Annotated in this window: 18 protein-coding genes; 10 read left to right on the top strand and 8 right to left on the bottom strand. The window is 72.6% G+C overall.

Going from position 1 to position 19,233, the window contains the following annotated elements:
* The first annotated feature begins 20 nt into the window (after positions 1-20).
* On the top strand, positions 21-692 hold the full coding sequence (locus LO762_RS10505) for a TetR/AcrR family transcriptional regulator (protein ID WP_230614377.1): 672 nt from the start codon (positions 21-23) through the stop codon (positions 690-692).
* Between the two features lie 80 nt (positions 693-772).
* On the opposite strand, the gene LO762_RS10500 is transcribed toward LO762_RS10505, so the two are convergent.
* The gene (locus LO762_RS10500) at positions 773-1,702 is read right to left on the bottom strand and encodes an SIS domain-containing protein (protein WP_230614376.1); all 930 of its coding nucleotides are present in this window, start codon (positions 1,700-1,702) and stop codon (positions 773-775) included.
* Positions 1,702-2,691 (bottom strand): hypothetical protein, encoded by a 990-nt coding sequence (locus LO762_RS10495; RefSeq protein ID WP_230614375.1) that lies wholly within the window; start codon positions 2,689-2,691, stop codon positions 1,702-1,704. Before LO762_RS10495 ends, LO762_RS10500 begins: the two co-directional genes overlap by 1 nt.
* A gap of 134 nt (positions 2,692-2,825) precedes the next feature.
* On the opposite strand from LO762_RS10495, the gene LO762_RS10490 reads away from it, so the two are divergent.
* Genes LO762_RS10490 through LO762_RS10475 form a run of 4 tightly spaced genes read left to right on the top strand, consistent with a single transcriptional unit; the run spans position 2,826 to position 6,594 of the window.
* Positions 2,826-3,917, top strand: coding sequence for a spermidine/putrescine ABC transporter substrate-binding protein (locus tag LO762_RS10490; protein ID WP_230614374.1), 1,092 nt, complete (start codon positions 2,826-2,828; stop codon positions 3,915-3,917).
* On the top strand, positions 3,914-4,786 hold the full coding sequence (locus LO762_RS10485; RefSeq protein ID WP_230614373.1) for an ABC transporter permease: 873 nt from the start codon (positions 3,914-3,916) through the stop codon (positions 4,784-4,786). The genes LO762_RS10490 and LO762_RS10485 overlap by 4 nt, the downstream gene beginning before the upstream one ends.
* Positions 4,779-5,549 carry an ABC transporter permease gene (locus LO762_RS10480; protein ID WP_230614372.1) on the top strand — a complete coding sequence of 257 codons (771 nt, stop codon included), beginning with the start codon at positions 4,779-4,781 and terminating at the stop codon, positions 5,547-5,549. The genes LO762_RS10485 and LO762_RS10480 overlap by 8 nt, the downstream gene beginning before the upstream one ends.
* A 10-nt stretch (positions 5,550-5,559) precedes the next feature.
* On the top strand, positions 5,560-6,594 hold the full coding sequence (locus LO762_RS10475) for an ABC transporter ATP-binding protein (RefSeq protein WP_230614371.1): 1,035 nt from the start codon (positions 5,560-5,562) through the stop codon (positions 6,592-6,594).
* A gap of 74 nt (positions 6,595-6,668) precedes the next feature.
* Here the strand turns inward: LO762_RS10475 and LO762_RS10470 are convergent, their stop codons facing one another.
* The 3 genes from LO762_RS10470 to LO762_RS10460 form a co-directional block, all read right to left on the bottom strand.
* Positions 6,669-7,373 carry a hypothetical protein gene (locus LO762_RS10470; RefSeq protein ID WP_230614370.1) on the bottom strand — a complete coding sequence of 235 codons (705 nt, stop codon included), beginning with the start codon at positions 7,371-7,373 and terminating at the stop codon, positions 6,669-6,671.
* 51 nt (positions 7,374-7,424) lie between these two features.
* Positions 7,425-7,871, bottom strand: coding sequence for a cold-shock protein (locus tag LO762_RS10465; protein ID WP_230614369.1), 447 nt, complete (start codon positions 7,869-7,871; stop codon positions 7,425-7,427).
* A gap of 237 nt (positions 7,872-8,108) precedes the next feature.
* Entirely contained in the window at positions 8,109-9,470 is a 1,362-nt protein-coding gene (locus LO762_RS10460; RefSeq protein ID WP_230614368.1) for a helix-turn-helix transcriptional regulator, read from the bottom strand.
* A gap of 195 nt (positions 9,471-9,665) precedes the next feature.
* Between LO762_RS10460 and LO762_RS10455 the strand changes: the two genes are divergently transcribed.
* From LO762_RS10455 to LO762_RS10435, 5 genes are read left to right on the top strand one after another with little or no spacing between them, the layout of a single operon-like run.
* A complete protein-coding gene (locus tag LO762_RS10455; RefSeq protein WP_230614367.1) occupies positions 9,666-10,613 on the top strand; it encodes an ATP-binding protein in 948 nt (315 codons plus the stop codon).
* Positions 10,610-11,044, top strand: coding sequence for a roadblock/LC7 domain-containing protein (locus LO762_RS10450; RefSeq protein WP_230614366.1), 435 nt, complete (start codon positions 10,610-10,612; stop codon positions 11,042-11,044). Before LO762_RS10455 ends, LO762_RS10450 begins: the two co-directional genes overlap by 4 nt.
* Positions 11,041-11,385 carry a DUF742 domain-containing protein gene (locus tag LO762_RS10445; protein ID WP_230614365.1) on the top strand — a complete coding sequence of 115 codons (345 nt, stop codon included), beginning with the start codon at positions 11,041-11,043 and terminating at the stop codon, positions 11,383-11,385. The genes LO762_RS10450 and LO762_RS10445 overlap by 4 nt, the downstream gene beginning before the upstream one ends.
* A complete protein-coding gene (locus tag LO762_RS10440) occupies positions 11,366-11,941 on the top strand; it encodes an ATP/GTP-binding protein (RefSeq protein ID WP_230614364.1) in 576 nt (191 codons plus the stop codon). Before LO762_RS10445 ends, LO762_RS10440 begins: the two co-directional genes overlap by 20 nt.
* Positions 11,942-11,956: 15 nt before the next feature.
* On the top strand, positions 11,957-13,198 hold the full coding sequence (locus LO762_RS10435) for a styrene monooxygenase/indole monooxygenase family protein (RefSeq protein WP_230614363.1): 1,242 nt from the start codon (positions 11,957-11,959) through the stop codon (positions 13,196-13,198).
* A gap of 682 nt (positions 13,199-13,880) precedes the next feature.
* On the opposite strand, the gene LO762_RS10430 is transcribed toward LO762_RS10435, so the two are convergent.
* From LO762_RS10430 to LO762_RS10420, 3 genes are read right to left on the bottom strand one after another with little or no spacing between them, the layout of a single operon-like run.
* Positions 13,881-16,235, bottom strand: coding sequence for a hypothetical protein (locus tag LO762_RS10430; RefSeq protein ID WP_230614484.1), 2,355 nt, complete (start codon positions 16,233-16,235; stop codon positions 13,881-13,883).
* Positions 16,232-17,815 (bottom strand): peroxidase family protein, encoded by a 1,584-nt coding sequence (locus tag LO762_RS10425; protein WP_230614362.1) that lies wholly within the window; start codon positions 17,813-17,815, stop codon positions 16,232-16,234. The genes LO762_RS10430 and LO762_RS10425 overlap by 4 nt, the downstream gene beginning before the upstream one ends.
* Entirely contained in the window at positions 17,812-19,059 is a 1,248-nt protein-coding gene (locus LO762_RS10420; RefSeq protein ID WP_230614361.1) for a cytochrome P450, read from the bottom strand. Before LO762_RS10420 ends, LO762_RS10425 begins: the two co-directional genes overlap by 4 nt.
* Between the last annotated feature and the right edge of the window lie 174 nt (positions 19,060-19,233).

The raw sequence follows: 19,233 nt of genomic DNA, 5'->3' as shown, positions 1-19,233 counted from the left end.
GACGACCCAGAATGAGGACCATGGTCACGCGTAAGAGGAAGACCGAGCGCCGGCTGGACCTCATCGAGGCCGCCAGGAGGGCGATGGTCCAGTACGGCACCGACGCGGTCCACCTCAGCCAGGTGGCCGAGGAGGCCGGCCTGACGTCGGGCGCCGTGCTCTACCACTACCCGGAGTTGAGCGATCTGCTCCTGGAGGCGCACCACGCGGGCATGGAGCGCTTCTACGACCAGCGCATGCGGAAGATCGCCGGGATCGCCGACCCGGCCGAGAAACTCGTCGTCACGGTGCGCTCGGGGCTGCCGTCCGGCCCGGACGACGCCGACGTGCGGCTCCTGTGCGAACTGGGCGGCTCCGCGGGCCGCAACCGCGTCTACGCCACGCTGCTGACCACGCTGTTCGACCGCCAGGTGACGATGTACCAGCTCATCCTGGAGACGGGCGCGGCCCAGGGCGTCTTCACCCTGGACGGCGACTCCCAGACCATCTCGCGCAACCTGGTGGCCCTGGAGGACGCCTACGGCTACCGGATCGTGGCCCGCCACCCCATGATCGGGACGGACGAGGCCATCGAGCTGATCCTCGACTACGCGCGCAAAGTGACCGGGCACCCCCTGCCGACGTCCCTGGGCGCCGCCCCCGCGCCCCGGCGCCGCCGCCCGGCCCCGAAAGCCAAACCGGACACTGTCTGAAGGCAAATTCAATTAACGAGAACTTAACGGCCCGCCCCCGGACAAGGGGCGGGCCGCGGTGTTTCCGCTCGGAGCTGACGTCACGTCCACCAGGAGGACGCGACGAGCTCCGCCACGAGCGTCTCGGTCAGCAGCGCCACGTCCGGGTCGGAATCGCCCGGATACCGCACCGACGCCCTGGCCCCCTCGACCTCCCCGCCGACCGCCAGCACCGTCGAACCCCGCCGCACGACCCACTCCATCGCCTGCGCGTCGTACCGCGAGCCGGGGAACAGCAGCGCCCGGTAGTCCCGCGTCTTGGTCAGGTAGACGTCCACGTGGGCCCAGTCGCCCGTCTCGCAGGCGTCCGCGACCCGGCGCGGCCCCTCCCTGACCATCAGCGCCGACTGCTCGGCCGACGACAGCCGCTCGGCGGGCGCGATCGTGTACAGCCCGTCCGGGCCGTCCAGGAGCTCCAGGGCGCCGTCCAGCCAGCGCCGCGCCAGCAGCGCGGCCGAGGCGTCCGCGGCCCGCAGCACCAGCTCGGGGACGCCCAGGGGCCGTCCCGTCAGGTGTTCCTCAAGGCTCAGCAGCAGGGCGAGGGTGTGCTGGAACGACCGGCACGCCACCCCGCCCTCCTCCGGACCCGCCAGCATCGGCACGACGAGGCCCGCCCCCTCCGTCACCGGGGAGCCCTCCACGTTCGTCAGCGCGATGTGCCCCTCGTGCGAGGCGAGCGCGTCGATCACCTCCCGGCTGCCGCCCGTCGCCGAGATCGCCACGACGAGCGTGCCCGGCGCGGGCCGGTAGGGGACGGCCGAGGCGTACTCGGCCACCGCGTCGATGCCCTGCCCGCGCAGCCGCAGCGCCGCCACCCCGGCCGCGTACCGCGAGCTGCCCATGCCGAGGAAGACGACGCGGCGCACGTCGGGCAGGCCCGCGAAGGGGTTCTCCTTCCGCAGCGCCGCGGCGAGCCCGGCCAGCGCGGCGGGCTTGGCCTCAAGGTCGGCGCGGAACCTGTCGGGGTACATCAGTCTCCTTCGGAAAACCAGGAACGCAGCACGCCCATCGGGGCGTACCGCCAGCGGGGCAGGAACCGCGCCGCGTAGACGAGCTCGCGGCACTCCTGCTCGGCGGCGAACGGCGCGACCAGCCGCTCGTCGAAGATCTCCGCCTTGCCGAGCGAGGCAAGGCGGGCGGTGTATGCGGCGCGGAAGTCCCGTACGGCGTCCCGTACCCAGGCCGAGGCGTCGTGCCCACGCCGATAGGAGGCGACCTGCCCGACGTGTTCGAGGCTCATGAGGAACTGGGCGACGTCCCGGGCGACGGGATGTCCGATTCCGCCGTCCGGCGCGACGACGGGGTTGCCGTCGAAGTCGATCACCGCGTGCCCGTCCCGCCAGCGCAGCACCTGCCCGACGTGCAGGTCGCCGTGCACCCTCATGAGCACCGTCTCGCCCGGTGAGGCCAGCGGCTCAAAGGCGGCCCGAAGGCGCGACGTCCAAGACGACGGCCAGTCTTCGCCCGTCAGCGAGCGGGCCTCCTCCAGCGCCGCGAGCGCGCGCGCGTGCAGGCCCGCAGGGACGCCGACGGTGAGCGGCTCCGGCATCGAGGCGGTGGGGGTGGCCAGCGCGGCGTGCAGGTCGGCGACCAGCCCGCCCAGCAGGGCCCCGACGGGCTCCCCGGCGACGGCCGCGTCCACACACCAGTCCCAGCCGTCCAGGGCGTCCGGCAGGTAGTCCATGACCAGGGCGAGCAGCGCCCCGGCGCCGTCGAACACGGCGGTGTAGGGCCGTGCCGTCTCGGTGAACCCCGCCTCAGCGAGTTGGCGCAGCACCTCAAGCCCGCGCTGCGGCGGCGGCGCGGGCGGCGTGAACCACTTGACGACGAGCCGCTCGCCCACCACGACCGAGCGGTTGGTCTGGTCGACGGTGATCGCCCGCTCGGTGAGGTCCGCGAGCGTGGGCAGCGCGGCGAAGTCGGTGGTCGTGAAGGGCCCGGTGAGGCCGAGCCGCTTCATCAGTTCTACTGAATCCAACTTCAGATCCGTAACAAGAATTAAACGTCATCTGGCGACTTTGAGTCTTGTCCATGTTGAGTTCAGATGCAAGACTCGGCGCCCATCCGATGCCCCCGACCGGAAGGTGGTGCGGCATGCTGCGCATGTCGGCCGTGGCGGTCTCCGCCGCCCTCGCCCTGTTCTCCCTGGCCGCCTGCGGTGGCGGCGCCGCCGACGGAAAGGCCGAACCCGACACCCTCGATCCGGCAGCGGACCTGAGCAAGCAGACCCTCACCCTCTCCAACTGGGCGGGCTACATGCCCGAGGACCTGCCCGCGAAGTTCAAGGCGCGGACCGGCGCCGCGGTGACGATCACCGAGCACGCCACCAACGAGGAGATCATCGCCAAGCTCACCGCGGGCGGCGACAGCGGCATCGACGTCGCGTTCGTGTCCGGCCAGTTCGCCCAGGCGCTCGGCGAGCAGGGCCTGCTGGAACCCGTCCACGCGGACCTGGTCCCGAACCTCAAGAACCTCTACCCCGAGGCGACCGAACTCGCCTACGACCCGGGCAACAAGGTCTCCGTGCCCTACACCTGGGGCACCACCGGCCTGTGCTACCGCAAGGACCTCACCGGCTACGAGCCCGACAGCTGGAACGACATCCTCACCCCGAGGCCCGCGCTCAAGAAGAAGATCACCATGCTGGGCACCGAGCGCTGGATGCTGCTCCCGGCCCAGAAGGCGCTCGGCTTCTCCGCCAACACCCAGGATGAGGGCGAACTGGCCAAGGCCAAGGAAGCCCTGGTCAAGGCCAAGCCGAACCTGCTCGCCTTCGACGACACCACCTTCGGCGACCGCCTGAAGTCCGGCGAGGCGGCGCTGGTGGAGGCGTGGGACGGCTGGTGCCCGACCACCGAGAAGAACATCGCCTTCACCGTGCCGAAGGAGGGCAGCGACCTCTGGGTGGACACGATGGTCGTCCTCAAGTCCTCCAAGAACAAGGAGGCCGCGCACGCCCTGATCAACTACATCCTCGACCCCGAGGTGCACGCCTGGGCGGCGCAGAACATCATGTACAAGGTCCCGAACCAGGCGGCGATGGAGTCGCTCGACGCCGCGCTCGTCAAGGACTACCCGCACCTGGGGATGAGCCCGGCCGACCTGCTCAAGCAGGAGAGCCTGGTCGATCTGGGAGAAGCCGCCCCGGCCTACACCCGGATCGTCACCGAGGTCACCGCGCAGTGAGAACCACCCGCCGACGCCGTCTCCGGGTCGAGCCGCTCGTGCTGCTCGGCCCCGGGCTGGCCTACCTGCTCGTCTTCCTGGTGGTCCCGCTCGGCCTGGTCCTCAGCTACACGGTCTTCCAGCGGGGACGGTTCGGCGGGATCGTCTACGAGGCGACAGCGGAGAACTTCACACGCGTCGCCGACCCCCTCTACCTCGACGTCCTCCTCCACTCGGTCAAGATCGCCGGGATCACCACACTGCTCGCGCTCGCCCTCGGCTACCCGACGGCCTACGTGATCGCCAAACTCCCGGCGAAGTGGAAGACCCTGGCGCTCATCGCCGTCGTCCTCCCGTTCTGGACGAACTTCCTCATCCGGACCTACGCGTGGATCGTCCTGCTCAACTCCCAGGGCGTCGTCAACTCCGCGCTCGGCGACCTCGGCCTCATCGACGAGCCACTCCAACTGCTGTACACCGACGGCGCCATCGTCATCGGCCTGCTGTACGCCTACCTGCCGCTCATGGTCCTGCCGCTGTACTCGGCGATCGAGCGCCTCGACCCGCAGCTGGGCGAGGCGTCCGCGAACCTCGGCGCGGGGCCGGTCCGGACGTTCCTGTCGGTCACCCTGCCGCTGACGCTGCCCGGCGTCCTCACCGGCTGCGTGTTCGTGTTCGTGCCGAGCCTCGGCAACTTCGTCATCCCCGAGCTGCTCGGCGGCGGCCACTCGGTGATGGTCGGCAACCTCGTCCGCGACCAGTTCCTCAAGGCGCGCGACTGGCCTTTCGGCTCCGTCCTCGCGCTCACCCTCATCGCGGTGCTGGTGCTGCTGCTCATGGCGCAGGCGTGGGCCGCGCGCCGCTTCTCCGGGGAGGGCGACCGTGCGTAGCCGCTGGGCGTTCGCGCCGTTCTGGCTGACCTACCTGTTCCTGTACGCGCCGATCGCGGTGCTCGTCGTCATGTCGTTCAACGCCGCCGACACCCCCTACACCTGGGGCGGGTTCTCCACCCACTGGTACGGCGAGCTGGCGTCCGACACGAAGATCCGCGAGGGGCTCGTCAACACGCTGATCGTCGCGACCGGCTCGACGGTCCTGGCCACCGTGCTCGGGACGCTGCTCGCCGTCGGCATGGCCCGGTACACCCGCTCCAAGGTGCTCGGCGCCCTCGCGACGCTCCCCGCGATCCTGCCCGACCTCGTCCTCGCGATCGGCCTGCTGGCGTTCTACTCGGCGATCCAGGCGACGCTCGGCCTCCACTCGGTGCTGGCCGCGCACACCGTCTTCGGCATGGCGTTCGTCGCGACCGTCGTCCGCACCCGGCTCACCCACGCCGACCTCTCCCTGGAGGAGGCGTCACGCGACCTGGGAGCGGGCGCCTTCACCACGTTCGTGCGGATCACCCTCCCCGGCCTGATGCCGGGCATCGTCGCGGGCGCCCTCCTGGCCTTCACCCTCTCGATCGACGAATTTGTGATCGCCTTCTTCACCGCGGGCCCCAAGGACCCGACGCTGCCGATCGTCATCTACTCGATGGTCCGCTTCGGCGTCACGCCCGAGATCAACGCGCTCGCCACCGTGCTGCTCGCGGTCAGCTTCACCGCGGTGATCCTCGTCCAGCGGGTCACCCGCCTCACCGATTCCCTGCGCTAAAGGAGCCACGATGACCCTCGTCAGCGTCCGCGGCGTGACCCGCCGGTTCGGTGAGGTCACCGCGCTCGACGACGTCTCCCTCGACATCGAGCAGGGCGAGTTCTTCGCGCTGCTCGGCCCGTCCGGGTGCGGCAAGACGACGCTCCTGCGCATCCTCGCCGGGTTCGAGCGGCCCGACTCCGGCGAGGTGCTGCTGGACGGCGCCGACCTGCTCGCGCTGCCCCCGCACCGCAGGCCCGTCAACCTGATGTTCCAGAGCTACGCCCTGTTCCCGCACCTGAGCGTCGAGAAGAACATCGCCTACGGGCTGGAGCGGGAACGGCTGGCCAAGGCCGAGATCCGCGAGCGGGTCGCCGAGGTGCTGGAGACGATCGGGCTGGGCGGCGCCGCGCGACGCCGTCCCGACCAGCTTTCGGGCGGGCAGCGGCAGCGGGTCGCGCTGGCCCGCGCGATCGTCAAGCGGCCCCGCCTGCTCCTGCTGGACGAGCCGCTGTCCGCGCTCGACAAGAAGGTGCGCGCCGAGATGCAGCTCGAACTGAAGCGGCTCCAGCACGAGGTCGGGATCACCTTTGTGGTGGTCACCCACGACCAGGAGGAGGCGATGTCGCTCGCCGACCGGATCGCCGTGCTGCACGGCGGCGGCGTCGAGCAGGTCGACCCGCCCGTCGCCCTCTACGAGCGGCCCAGGACCCGGTTCACCGCCGACTTCGTGGGCGCGAACAACCTGTTCCACGGCACCCTGCGGGCCCAGGGCGTCGAGGTCGCGGGCGTCGGGCTGCTGCCCTGCGACGTCCCGGCGGACGCCGCGCTCGGCACCGCCGTCGATCTCGCGGTCCGGCCCGAGAACATCGCCTTCACCGACGCCGGGGTGCTGCGCGGCACCGTCCTGGACACCAGCTTCTACGGCGGCCAGTCCCGTGTCTCGATCGCCGTCCCCGGCGTCGCCCAGCCCGTCGAGGTGACGGCCGCGGGCGCCTCCCCGGTCGCCCAGGGCGCCGAAGTACAGCTCGGCTGGTCCCCCGCCCACGCCGTCCTGCTGCCCTGACCCGGATCGGCCCGTGACGGGCCATGAGCCGGGGCCGCGTCCACCGACGCGGCTTCCGGCTCACCCGGTCTTGTTCACCCGGGTTCGGCGATGATGATCCAGACCGCCGTCGCCGACGCGAGGAGTGTGCCGTCGGCGGTGTACAGGGCGGTGTGGCTGGTGACCTTGCGGCCCCGCGGCGGCTCGGCCGCCGCCACCACGACGTGCGGCTCGCCCGGCCGGGGCAGGGCGGTGACGGTCGCGGCCATCCGGCCCAGCACCATCGGCCGTGCCTCAAGATCGAGCGTCCAGGCGCCGGGGCAGTCCAGCGCGGCCCAGACGAACTCCGCGCCGATCTCGCCCGTGGCGTCGGCGAGCCCTGGATCGGGCCGCCACACGCACGCGGCGGTGGCCTCCCGGCCCGGCACGGCGCCCGGCGTCAGCGCGAGGCCGTCCGTCCGGTCGGTGCCGCAGACAAAACACGTCGGAAAAGGATGAGCGGTCAGCCCCTGGTAGGAGGCATGGCACAGCTCGGCCTCGGCCACCGTGACGAATCCGGGCACGGGCCAGGCACCCGCGGCGTCCGCCCCGACCTCGGCGATCAGCACCGCGCCGTCGAGGATCCGACCGGCGCCGCGCTCGACCGTCAGCGGGGTGTCCAGCGGCGGCGGCCTGCGCAGCGTCACCTGCGCACCGCCCCGGGCGGACCCGGTGACGGCACGCGCGAACACCGCGCAGGCATAGCCTCCGTTGCCGCTGCCCGGCGGCCCGTTGAACCTCGCGGGGATCTCCACCGGCATACGACGTCCCTCCACGGAGGTGTTCCGCCCGGCGTGCGGGCGGCGTTTGGGTCAGTCCTCGACCCAGCCGTGCTTCTTGGCCACGGTGAGGATGTTCTCCCGCAGCTTGACGATCTGCGCGCCGGTGAGCTCCGGAACGGCGGCCAGGAACAGCTCCGTCAGTTCACGGTTGAGCTCGCCAGGCGTCAGCACGTCGCACAGGCTGTCGTCGTCGGACGACCAGTCTCGGTCCGGCAGATCGAACGGTCCTTCCAGATCTCGGGCGTAGGACGCCCCCGACGAGGTCTTCGGTCGGTCCAGGAGCCGGACCGAGAACGCCTTGGGACCGCGTTCCCCGTCCATCACCTCGAACTCCACCGGTGTCCCCGCCTTGAACGTGCCTTTGTCAGCGGTCAGCTCATTCGCGTGGACGAAAACGTCCGCGCCACCCCCGTCAGGGGCGATGAAGCCATAACCACGTACATCATCGAAACGCAGGATTCTTCCCGACAGCGCCACAGAAACTCCCCGAGCACCAACCATCGACGACGCCCCGCGGCACCGTCCGCGATCTCCGCCACCCGATCCCCCGGACCGTCCCTGCGGGACGTCCCCCCGGCCTGGTGTGCGGCCGGGCACAGTGGTGTGCCACGGCGCGGTACCACGGTTCGGTGCACGTGCACCGGCGTCTACCTTGACCTTTTGACGATACCTGTTCTGGCGAGTGCTCGCGACGTGAACGGCACGGCGTGTTCGTCAAGCCGCCGGTGACAGTTCCGTGGCGAGATAGTCGTGCCACTCCCGGACCAGCGGATGGGCCCGGTGCGGGGTCAGCGAGCGGGTGAAGGACCGCAGCAGCGACAGCGCCCGGTGCGAGGACAGCCCGTTGGCCATCGGCACCGCGGGCCGCGCCACCGACAGCGCCTCGTCCAGCGCCCCCTGCCCGTGCAGCGCCTGGGCGTGGTGGACGACGTTGAACTGGGCCGAGCGGGGATACGCCTCCCCGAAGCCCGCCAGAGCCGTCCTGGCGCAGTCCGCGGCGCGCACGTGGTCTCCGACGAGCCGCCAGGCGCACCCGGCCTCCGCGGCGATCTCCGCGTGGCCCAGGTTGCTGATCCAGTGCGGCTCGGCGTCGCTCGGCGTCGCCCTGCCGAAGGTCGTCTCCACCTCGTTCAGGAGGCGTTCCACCCGCCGTCGTGTGTGCGGGTCGGGCGTGTCGGCCTGCGCGGCCATGAGGGCCGTCGCGCGGGCCTCCCGCAGCAGCAGCGCCGCCCTGACGCGCGGCGGGGCGCCCGCCCGCCTGCCGGAGTCCAGGGCGGCCCTGGCCAGTCTGGTCGCCCAGAGCGGCTGGGTGAGGTCGATCGCCTGCTGGGACATCACGGTGAGGACCCAGGACCCCGTCATGGGGTCGCGGGCGGCTTTGGCGAGCCGTAGGGCGTGCCCGTAGAGGCGCTGAGCGAGGCCGTCGTGGCGGAGGTCGTAGGACTCCCATCCGGCCAGGCCCGTCATGGTCGCGGCGGCCGACATCAGGGCCGAGCCCACCGGCTCGCTGTAGGTGCCCGACAGGAGCGGAGTCACCCGGGTGCGCAGGAAGTCGACGACGGCGGGCCGGACCATGCCGCCCCCGTACCTGCGGTCCATCGCGGCGAACGCCCTGGTGGCCTCCTCGATCCGCGCCACGTCGGACATGCCCACCCTGAGCCGTCTGCCCGCGCAGTCCGGGACGGCGGGCGCCGGGTCGAGCGTCCAGTGCAGCAGGGAATCCGGCCAGGCGGAGGGGTCCACCGCGAGGGCGGTAAGGCCGGGGCGCCGCTCCGGGTCGGCGTCCGCGCGCCACAGGGCGACGGCGTCGGAGGCGGCGTCACCCGGGCAGGACCGAGGCCCCGGCGCGGGGGAGTCCGCGCCCACCCAGCGGGAGACCTCCTCGGGCGTGGCGTTGAAGACCTCGGCCAGCCTCGCCCGGTGCGCGGGCCGCAGGTCCTGCACGCCGCGCTCCCAGCGCGACCAGGTCGAGACCGACACCCGCGCCGCCTCGGCCGCCTCCTCCTGCCCCCACCCGAACCGGTCCCTTGCCGCTTTCAGAGCCCGCCTCGGGCTCGGTCCCTGCTTGGCGTCCACACCCGCCCCGCGTATGTCGTTGTGAGAGTTCCGCCTACGCATTGTTGTGCCGAACGCCGTTCTAGGGCGGCGTTTTGCCAAAAAACGCCGGATAAACGCCTAGTGGCGGCGAACGCCCACCCCAACGCTCTTCACCTTCGGGGGCGGCCGGAGTGGGGTGGATGCGGTGATCTTCGGCGCGGAGGTGTCCTGCTTTTGAGCTGGTGGAAGCGGCGCGCGGCACCCGCCCCGGCGGCGGCGCCCGCGCCCGTCGCGGTGTCCTGGCCGCCGCAGGTGGCGGGCGCGGTGGCGCTCCGGCTGCTGGCGCTCGTGGAGGAGCAGCGCGAGGTCCTCGACGCCCTGCAACAGGACGAGGACGACCCCCGCGTCCTGGAGCGGCTCTACCAGCTCGACCACGGCAACGCCCGCGTCCGCCGCCTGGTCCGCGGCCTCCAGGTGCTCAGCGGCGACACCGACGGCTACGGCGGCCCGTCCGCGACCCTCCAGGACGTCATCACCATCGCGACCGGCATGGTCGGTCAGTACCAGCGCGTCAAGGCCGAGCCCGACGCGCTGGCCGCGAGGTTCGTCGCGGCCCCGCACCTGGCCGACGACCTCGCCCTCCTGCTCGCCGAACTCCTCGACAACGGCACCCGCTACGGCGGCTCCGCCACGACCGGCGTCTACCGGCTCGAAGACGGCTCGCTCGCCGTGTACGTCAAGGACTCCGGCACAGGCTGTCCACCCGAGTGGATGGCCCGCGTCAACGCCTGGTTGGCCGGAACGGTCCAGGTCGTGCTGGCCGAGAACGGCAGGCACAGCGGCCTCACCGTCGTGCACCACCTGGCCCGCAAGCACGGCCTCCAGGTCAACGTGTCCGTCGCCCCGCCCGGCCACGGCCTCCCGGGGACCGTCGTGACGGTCTTCGTCCCCGCCCGCCTCCTCCAGCCCGTCCAGGCGCAGGCGCCCACCCCGGCCCCCGCCGCGCCGCCGCCCCCTCCCGCGGGCGCCCCCGACCTGCCGCGCAGGGTTCCGGGCACCGCCTACGGCACCGACGAGCCCCCGCCGTCGTCGCCGCCCCAGAGCACCCCGACACCGCCGGGCGCCACCCTGGCCGACCTGGCTGCCGCGTTCTCTACCGAACCCCGGGAGCGACCACTGTGACAGGAACGTCCCGCCCGCTCGGCCACGCGGGCGCCGACCTGGGCTTCATGATCGACGACTTCGCCCGGGTGCCGGGCGTGCGTCATGTGGTGCTGCTGTCCATGGACGGCCTGGCGATGCTCTGGTCGTCCGGCCTCGAACGCGACACCGCCGAACGCCTCGCCGCGCTCACCTGCTCGGCCCTGGGCACCGGCCGGGCCCTGGCCAAGGAGGTCGGCGAACGCGACGAACGGGGCGGCCAGATGATCTGCCAGTTCCCGTCGGGCGGGCACTTCGTGGTGGGCGCGGTCAGCGTCACCGCGGGCATCGGCGTCGCCGTCGAGCCCGGCGCGTCGCTGCCCTCGGTCGTCAACGAGCTGCAGCGGCTGATCGGCGCGGTGGGCGCGCGGCTCGCTCCGTCGCCGCTGATGACCGGGGGCGGGATCCTGTGAGCCCGCCCCCGCGGCACCCCTGGGTGCGCAACTACGTGCTGGCCGGGGGCCGCACCAGCACCCAGTGGCGCATGCTCATGCACACCCTCATCAGCGCCACAGGCGCGATGCCGGTGGCCGCGGCGGGCCCGCGGCCCGAGGCGCAGGCGCTCTACCAGCGGGTCTGCGCGGGGCCGCAGACCGTCGCGGAGCTGTCGGCGGCCTGCGGGGTGCCGCTCGGCCTCACCCGCGTCCTGCTCGGCGACCTGGCCGGGCGGGGCCTGGTCACCGTGCACGCCGATCTCGACCCGTTCAACCCGCTCATCCTCGAAAGGCTGCTCGATGGCCTCCGCGCACTCTGACGCCGTCCCCGCCGCCGCCAAGATCGTCGTGGCGGGCGGGTTCGGCGTCGGCAAGACGACCTTCGTCGGCGCGGTCAGCGAGATCGACCCGGTCAACACCGACGCCTGGATGACCTCCGAGGCGCTCGGCGTCGACCCGGGACGGCCCGGCAAGGTCCGCACCACCGTCGCGATGGACTTCGGCCGCATCTCGCTGTCCACCGGCCTCGTGCTGTACCTGTTCGGCACGCCGGGCCAGCCCCGGTTCTGGCACATGTGGGACGACGTGGCGCGCGGCGCGAGCGCCGCCGTCGTCCTCGTGGACACCCGCGACCTGGAGTCCTCGTTCGCCGCGGTGGACTACTTCGAGCGGGACCGCAAGCTCCCCTTCATCGTCGTCGTGAACCTCTTCGACGGCGTCGCGACGCACCCGATGGACAAGGTCCGCGACGCGCTCCAGATCTCGCCCGACGTCCCGCTCATCGCCGCGGACGTCAGGCTGCGGGGGCAGACCGTGAGCGCGCTCGTGACCGCCGTCCAGCACACGCTGAACACCACACGTTCCCTGTACAGGTAACCCTTCGGAGACCCCATGCGCAAGATCCTCATCGTCGGCGCGGGCCAGGCCGGGCTGCAGCTCGCGCTGACGCTCGTCGACCACGGCGGCTACGACGTCACCCTCATGACGGCGCAGACGCCCGAGGAGATCCGGGACGGCCGGATCCTCTCGACGCAGTGCATGTTCCACCCGTCTCTGGCCATCGAGCGCGACGCGGGGCTGAACACCTGGGAGGCCGACACGCCCCAGATCGAGGGGCTGCGGGTCACCGTGGGCGGCCCGGACGGGGCGGCGCTCGCCTTCTACGGGGCGCTGGAGGGCTACGCCCAGTCCGTCGACCAGCGGGTGAAGATGGCGGGCTGGCTGGAGCGGCTGGAGCGCGCGGGCGGCAAGGTTGTGCTGCACCCGGTGGCGACCAGCGAGCTGGAGTCCCTGGCGTCCCTGTACGACCTGACCGTCGTCGCGGCGGGTCGTGGACCCCTGGTGGAGCTGTTCGAGCGGGACGACGCGCGCTCGCCCTACACGGTGCCGCGCCGCGCGCTGGCCGCGATCTACCTGCACGGGGTGAAGCCGGTGCCGTCGCACCCGGTGCCGCAGGTACGCATCAACGTGGTGCCGGGCGTCGGCGAGCTGTTCGTCATGCCCGTCCTCACCCGGACGGGTGTCGGCGACGCCGCGTTCATCGAGGGTGTGCCGGGTGGGCCGCTCGACGTGTTCACCGAGCGCCGCCTCAGCGCCGAGGAGCACCTCGACAAGCTCAAGGGGCTGCTGGCGCAGTGGTTCCCGTGGGAGGCCGACCTGTACGCCGAGGCCCGCCCCACCGACGACAAGTCGACCCTGTGCGGCGGCTACGCGCCCGCCGTCCGGCATCCCGTCGCGAAGGTCGGGTCCGGCAAGGTGCTCGGCATGGGCGACGTCGTCGTGCTGAACGACCCGGCCGCCGGGCAGGGCGCCAACAACGCCGCGCACTGCGCCAAGATCTACCTCGACGCGATCGTGGCGCGCGGCGACCTCCCGTTCGACGAGGACTGGATGCGCGAGACGTTCGAGCGCTACTGGGCCTACGCGCAGTGGTCCACCGCCCTCACCAACGGCCTCATCGGCGACGGCCTCCCGGACCACATCCAGCAGATCCTGGGCGCCGCCACCCAGGACGACCAGGTGGCCCGCCGCTTCGCCTCCGGCTACTCCGACCCGCCCTCCCTGGCCTCCTGGTTCTTCGACCCCACCGCCACCGGCGCCTACCTGGCCTCCCGCCAGCCCGCCCCCTCCTAACCGACCCCCACCCTGCGGCGGGTCCTCCTCCGAGGCCCCGCCGCAGCCCGCCGCAGCGGCCCGGAGGAGCGCAGCGGCGTCGCCGAGGTCGCGGGCCGCCACGGCACACGCGGTGACCTGCGCGTCGAGCGCGGCCGCCAGCCAGGCCGGAGCCGCCGGATCAGCCCGGAGCCGCCGAAGCAGAACCCGCAACCGCTCACCACAAACGGCCACCTCAGCCGCAGCCCCGGCGACCGTGCCCCCCGGATCACTCGACACGGTCATCACACACCTTCCAAACGAACAGGGCGCCCCCAGTCGAACAACGCCCAAGAAGCCGACGAGAAGACAGCCGCACCACCCCCTTCAAGCACCACACCACCAACCGCCCACACCGAGCACCCGCCGAAGAACGACGGATGACCACGTCGGCACAACCTTGGGGGACGCCCCGGAGCCTCCCGGCGGCGACGAGCCCACGAGACGGCCATGGCCGGGACACGAGCCGCACGACGGAGTCCCGGCAGAGGCAGACGGCCGGGAAACGATGAGGGGCGTGGAGGGCCCCAGGTCGGGCGGGGGCGTGAGCGGGCCAGGGGCGCCTCGGCGGCGAGCCGATGGGGCGGCCATGGCTGGGACGTGAGTGGCACGGCGGCGTCCTGACAGTGGTGGGCGGTAGGGGAGGCGATGGGGGTGTAGGCGGTCATGGGTCGGGTGGGGGTGTGAGAGGGGTTGGGGGGTCTCGGCGGAGGTGGGTGGTGGGGGAGGCGTGGACGGTGAGGGGGCGTGATCGGGTGAGGGAGAGTGCGTGGAGGAGGGCGGTGAAGGGGTGGGTGGGGGGACCGGTGTGGAGGCGGAGTCGGGGGGCCGGGTGGAGGGCGGGCGCGCGGAGCAGGCGGTGGTGGACGGAGCGGTGGGGGCCGATGGCCCGGGGCGCGGCGTAGGCGGACGGGGTGGGCGGGGTCGCGGGGGAGGAGTAGTAGGGGATTGGTGAGAGGCGGGGGCGGGGGCTAAGGAAGCGGGGGCCCAGGGGGCCGGTGAAGGTGAAGAGGATGGTGTCTTCGTGGAGGGCGGAGAAGGTGAGGGTGGAGGGGGTCAGGGTGAAGGTCGTCTCTGACAGGTGGGTGGGGTGGGGCCAGAGGGCGGCGGCGTCGAGGGCCTCGGGGGTGGAGACGGTCGAGGCGAGCGGATACAGGCCCGCGTGGCGGAGCGGGGCGGGGCGGAGGGCGTCGCGGCACAGGGCGGCCAGGCGGGGGCGCAGCGGGGAGTGCACCAGCAGGCTGAGGGTCGCCTCGCGGTGCGGGGCCAGGGAACCGGCTCGGTGGTCGGTGAGGCAGAGCGCCGCCAGCGCGCGCGAGCCTGCCGTCACGGGCACGAACGGCGTCCCGGCGAGCTGGGCGGCGGCCTCGGCGGCGGGCACCGCGAACCAGGCGGTGACGAGCGCGGCGTCCGCGCTGAGCACGGGCACCGTGACGGGACCGGCAGGGCCGTCCACGCGGTGGGTGGGCACGGTGAGGAACGGGAAGCCCGTGGGCTCCGGCGCCTCGTCGAGCAGGCGGTAGAGCTGGCGGCGTAGGACGGGCCCGTCGTAACGGGCGAGCTGCTCCTGGAGGTGGGCGCGGGCCTCGGGCAGGTCGTCCCGCAGGTTCGCGGCGTACTGCTCAAGCCCGTGACAGGCCGGGAACAAATGGGTCGGATCGGTGTAGTCCACGACGTACCAGTCGGGGTGCAGGGTGAAGCAGGTGCCCGCGCCCTGCCCGTCGAGCGTCGGGATGATGTCGTGCTGGTTGGTGACGCTGGCGACGCGGGTGCTCTGGGCGGCGGGCTCCTTGAAGTCGACGGGGGCGCCGATCGACACGACGTCGGTGAGCACGTGGCGGGCGTTGAACGCCTCGTCCTGGGCCAGGCTCATCACCGCGGAACCGCCCGCGCTGTGCCCGACAAAAGCGACCTCCGCCCCTTCCGGCACCCCGTAGTCGGCGATGGCGGCCGCGAGTGACCTGCTGTAGGGGCCGCTGTCCAGGACGGTGCTGCTGAACGCGCCCAGGAGGTCGGCGGGATGCTCGGCCTGCGGGCTCCCGATCCGCATGCCGGGCGCGAGCACCACGTGCCGCTCCACCCCGTCCGGGCCGCGCACCGTCTGCACCAGCGCCCTGCCGCTCGGCCGGATCACCAGGAGGTCGTTGAGGAAGTCGAGGAACGAGCCGCGCGCGCTCAGCCGCTCGGCCTCGTGCGGTTTCGGCTCCGTCCGGACGGCGGCGCCCCGGCCCCGGTCCAGCCGGGCGACGGCGCGGTTGCTCATGCCGGTCAGCGGATCGGCGGTCGCGGTGCCCATGCCGGTGGCGATGAGCCACGCCGTCCTGTCGTTCAGCGGGTTCTTGTCGAGCAGGGCGCGCAGCGCGAGCAGCTCGCCGAAGATCGGCGCGACGCCCGAGAGCGCGCGGGCGGCGCCCCTGTCCTTGACGAGCGCGTACAGGGCGCGGCCCGCCGCGAGGTCGCCGTCGGCGCCGACCGCGTCGAGGAGGCGGCGCAGCAGCGGATCGCCGGTGAGCTCGGGATGCCGCAGCACGACGGCGGCAATGCGCAGCCGCAACGACGTCGTCATCACCCGGATCGGCAGGTTCCCCGCGTGCACGAGCCCCCCGAGCTTCGCCCCGAACGTGCCGACCACGCCCCCGGCAACGGCCCAGCCGAGCCCCCGCCCGTTCGTCACGGCCCGCAACACCGCCCGCCGCGCCCGCAACCCGGCCCGTGGCGACCGCCCCGCCGCCACCCCCGGATCCACCAACACCCCGGTGACCCGCTCAGCCACCTCCCGCAGCGTGTGCGCCACCTCCGCCAACTCCCGCGCCGCCTCCAACAGCCGCCGCGCCTCCTCCGCCGCCGCGCTCGAACGCCCCTCCGTGACGACGCCGCCGTGGGCGTCCGCACCCGCGCCCGTGCCCTCCGGGGGCTGGAGCGGCTCGGCACGGTTGGCCGCGTGCTCGGCTTTGGTGTCCGGGCGTCGCGGCGTCTCGGGCGCCTCGTCGGGTGTGGGCGGGGGGTTCGCGGGGGTCATCTGAGGGCTCCGCGCCAGGTCATGCTGACGAAGCGGGGTTGGGGGTCTTCGGGGGTGTTGCGGTGGAGGACGTCGGAGAGGGTGCGGGTGCGGCCGATGATCTCCATGCCGAGGGGGGTGAGCGTGGCGGCGTTGGCGACGCGGGGGGCGAGCAGGGGGTTGGTGAGCGCCTGGGAGAAGGCGTCGATGGCGATGATCTTGGTGAGCAGGGGCGGGAGGATGGCCTCGGCCGAGCCCGGCTGCTCGGCGAACAGGCCGACGTAGAGCTCCAGGTCGTCGACGTCGCGGTACAGCTCGGCGAGCCGTTCGTGGACCCGGGGATCGCCCGAGACGTGGTCGAAGCGGCGTACCCGGGGGAAGCGGCAGTGCTCGCGGTAGGCGTTGTAGGGGGCGAGACCGAGGCTCCTGCCGTCGGCGATCGAGGAGATCTCGACGTCGCGTAGGCCGGGGTCGGTGTTGAACAGGCCGATCCGCCCGGCCCGCTGCTCGGACGCGTCCTCGAACAGCCTGCCGAGGCCGGGACCCGGGATCAGCGCGGCGCCGAACAGCGTCCGCGCCATCGGCAGCTCGCCGTCGCCGACAACGAGGGCGCCGGGGATCAGGCTGTGCCAGCGGTAGACGAGGTTGAACTCCGCCGACGCCCAGTTCTGCCGGTGCCAGGGCGCCCCGCGCAGGGCGGTGCTGAGCCTGGGGTCGAGGAGGAACCTGAAGTGGTACGGCGTGATGTGGTTGATGTACTCCTCGACCACGATCCTGATGACCTCCACGATGACGATGGCGCGCGCCGTCTGGAACAGCCGCTCGTCGTCCCACCGGGGGTGCTCGCGCGCCAGCAGCCGGGCCACCCGGTTGTGCTCGCGCAGGAACAGGATCGTCATCATGGTGAAGCCGACCTGGACGTTGCCACGGTCGCCGCCGAGCGCGAACAGCGTGTCGCGGTGCGCGGGCGGCAGCAGCTCCATCCGCACCGCGCTGAGCGCCGCGAACTCCGGTTTGACCTCGCCGTCCGCGCACAGGAACGGCGGGAACTCACCGCCGTTGATGGTCTGGCTCTTGAGCAGGCCGCCTTCGTGCGCGCGGATCGTGTGGGTGGCGCGCTCGTCCAGGCCGTACAGCGGGTTCAGGTCGATCTCGTGGTTGGAGGTGCTGCGCCGGGGGTCGCGCGGCTCGGTGGACTCGCCGCGCAGGAACCCGTCGGTGAACCACTGCGCGAAGTAGGCGAACAGCACGGTGGAGCGCGGACAGGGATCCATCGGGCCTTCGCGCATGAAGAGGTCGGCCGCCTTCTCCACGGGCGGCCTGCCGCTCTCGGCGTCGGCGACCGGCGGCAGGTGCCGTCCGGCGTAGCCGCGGTCGGTGAGCGACCGCCACGACGTGTAGGGCGCCAGGGTGCTGAACGGCTCGGGCCGTGGCGGCATCTCCCGGACGGCCTGGTCGATGAGCTTCGCGTTGAGCCTGCGGCGCAGCGGGGTGGACGTCTCGGCCAGCCGCCACAGGGGGCGGGCGTGGGTGAGGGCGAGGAAGCGCAGCCGGTTGACGGCGCCGTCGGTGCTGATGGTGCGTGCGCCGCGCCCGCTCATACCCGGCTCTCCTTCCAGGCGGGCGCGTCCAGGCGCAGCGGGAAGCTGTCGGGGAAGACGCCGCGGTCGCGCCGGATCTCGCCCTCGGCGCGCAGGCCGGGCCGCAGCAGCAGGCGGCGCAGCGTCTCGGCGATGACGGTGCGGCCCGGATGCACGCCCACGCAGGCGTGCGGCCCGTACCCGAAGTGCAGCCGGGTGTGCTCGGGCCGGTCGAGGCGGAACGCGCCGGGGTCGGCGACGACGTTCTCGTCGAACATGGCCGACGCGACGGCGGCGAGCACGAGGCCGCCGCCCGGAAGGTGCGCGCCCGAGGCGAGCACGTGGTCGCGCGCCCGGTACCTGATGATCATCTTGAGGAAGGGGTCGAAGCGCAGCGCCTCCCAGACGTAGGGCTCGAACCGCTCGGAGTCGCGGGCCGCCTCGGCGGCGCGGGCAAGCAGCGGCGGGTGCGCGAGCAGATGGGCGAGCACGTTCGTCATCGAGCCCGCCGCGTTCTCCACAAAGCCCAGCAGCAGGCCCGCGACGTTCACCGCGACCCGCTCGTCGTCGAAGCCGAGCTCGGCGGGCAGCCGGGTGCGGACCAGCCTGCCGAGCACGTCGGGGCCTTCCGGCCCGGCCCTGCGCTCGGCGACGAGGGCGCGCAGGTACGCCATCATCTCCGCGCCCGCCTCCACCGACGCGGCGCGCACCGCCGGATCGCCGATCAGGTTGGCCGTGGTGTCGGTCATGACGGCGCGCGACCACCGCGACAGCGTCGCCGGATCGGGCCCGGGGAAGCCGAAGTAGCGGGCGCACACGGCGAGCGGGACGGCCCGGAACAGCGACTCGACGACGTCGATGACATCGCCCGCCGCGTCCAGCGCCGCGTCCGCGAGCGCGCCCGTCAGCGCGCGCAGGCGCGGCACGTCCTCGGGCGCGAGCATCACCTGCATGACGCCCTTCTCACGCCAGTTCATCGGGGTGCCGTCGCGGGTGAGCATGATGGGGGAGCCGAGCGCCGCCTCCATCGGCGAGGTGTAGGCGGCGACCGTGAACGACGCGGGCCGCGACAGCACCTCGGTGACGTCGCCGAACCGGGTGACGAGCGTGAACGCGGGGGTGGCGAGCACCGGACGGCGCGCGCGCAACTCGGCGAACAGCGGCCGCCAGTCGGTGCGCAGCCATCCGGTGAGGAGGCCGAGCGCCGCCGCGGGGTCGGTCTGCTGGAGTGCGTCGTACTGGGCGAGATAACCGTCGGTGCGCATGTTTGGCCTCCACGCGAGGGGGTGTGATCGGCCGGATTCGAAGCGTAAACGGAAGATCGCGCCGGTCGCAAGGTGTGATGTCGCGATGAGTAGGCATTTCACCTCTGACGGTGAGCATTTCCTGTCCTCCGCGCCACTACCGAACGTCACTTCGTGCGGATCCAATGAGGCGAG

Origin of the sequence: Actinocorallia sp. API 0066 (genome assembly GCF_020991275.1) — a bacterium.
GTDB lineage: Bacteria > Actinomycetota > Actinomycetes > Streptosporangiales > Streptosporangiaceae > Actinocorallia.
This window is presented reverse-complemented; position numbering and strand designations above follow the sequence as displayed.

Excerpts from the sequence above, each read along its gene's own strand:
- LO762_RS10505 (WP_230614377.1), top strand. The coding sequence starts at position 21 with ATGGTCACGCGTAAGAGGAAGACCGAGCGCCGGCTGGACCTCATCGAG.
- LO762_RS10500 (WP_230614376.1), bottom strand. The coding sequence starts at position 1,702 with ATGTACCCCGACAGGTTCCGCGCCGACCTTGAGGCCAAGCCCGCCGCG.
- LO762_RS10495 (WP_230614375.1), bottom strand. The coding sequence starts at position 2,691 with ATGAAGCGGCTCGGCCTCACCGGGCCCTTCACGACCACCGACTTCGCC.
- LO762_RS10490 (WP_230614374.1), top strand. The coding sequence starts at position 2,826 with ATGCTGCGCATGTCGGCCGTGGCGGTCTCCGCCGCCCTCGCCCTGTTC.
- LO762_RS10475 (WP_230614371.1), top strand. The coding sequence starts at position 5,560 with ATGACCCTCGTCAGCGTCCGCGGCGTGACCCGCCGGTTCGGTGAGGTC.
- LO762_RS10470 (WP_230614370.1), bottom strand. The coding sequence starts at position 7,373 with ATGCCGGTGGAGATCCCCGCGAGGTTCAACGGGCCGCCGGGCAGCGGC.
- LO762_RS10440 (WP_230614364.1), top strand. The coding sequence starts at position 11,366 with ATGGCCTCCGCGCACTCTGACGCCGTCCCCGCCGCCGCCAAGATCGTC.
- LO762_RS10435 (WP_230614363.1), top strand. The coding sequence starts at position 11,957 with ATGCGCAAGATCCTCATCGTCGGCGCGGGCCAGGCCGGGCTGCAGCTC.
- LO762_RS10430 (WP_230614484.1), bottom strand. The coding sequence starts at position 16,235 with ATGACCCCCGCGAACCCCCCGCCCACACCCGACGAGGCGCCCGAGACG.
- LO762_RS10425 (WP_230614362.1), bottom strand. The coding sequence starts at position 17,815 with ATGAGCGGGCGCGGCGCACGCACCATCAGCACCGACGGCGCCGTCAAC.
- LO762_RS10420 (WP_230614361.1), bottom strand. The coding sequence starts at position 19,059 with ATGCGCACCGACGGTTATCTCGCCCAGTACGACGCACTCCAGCAGACC.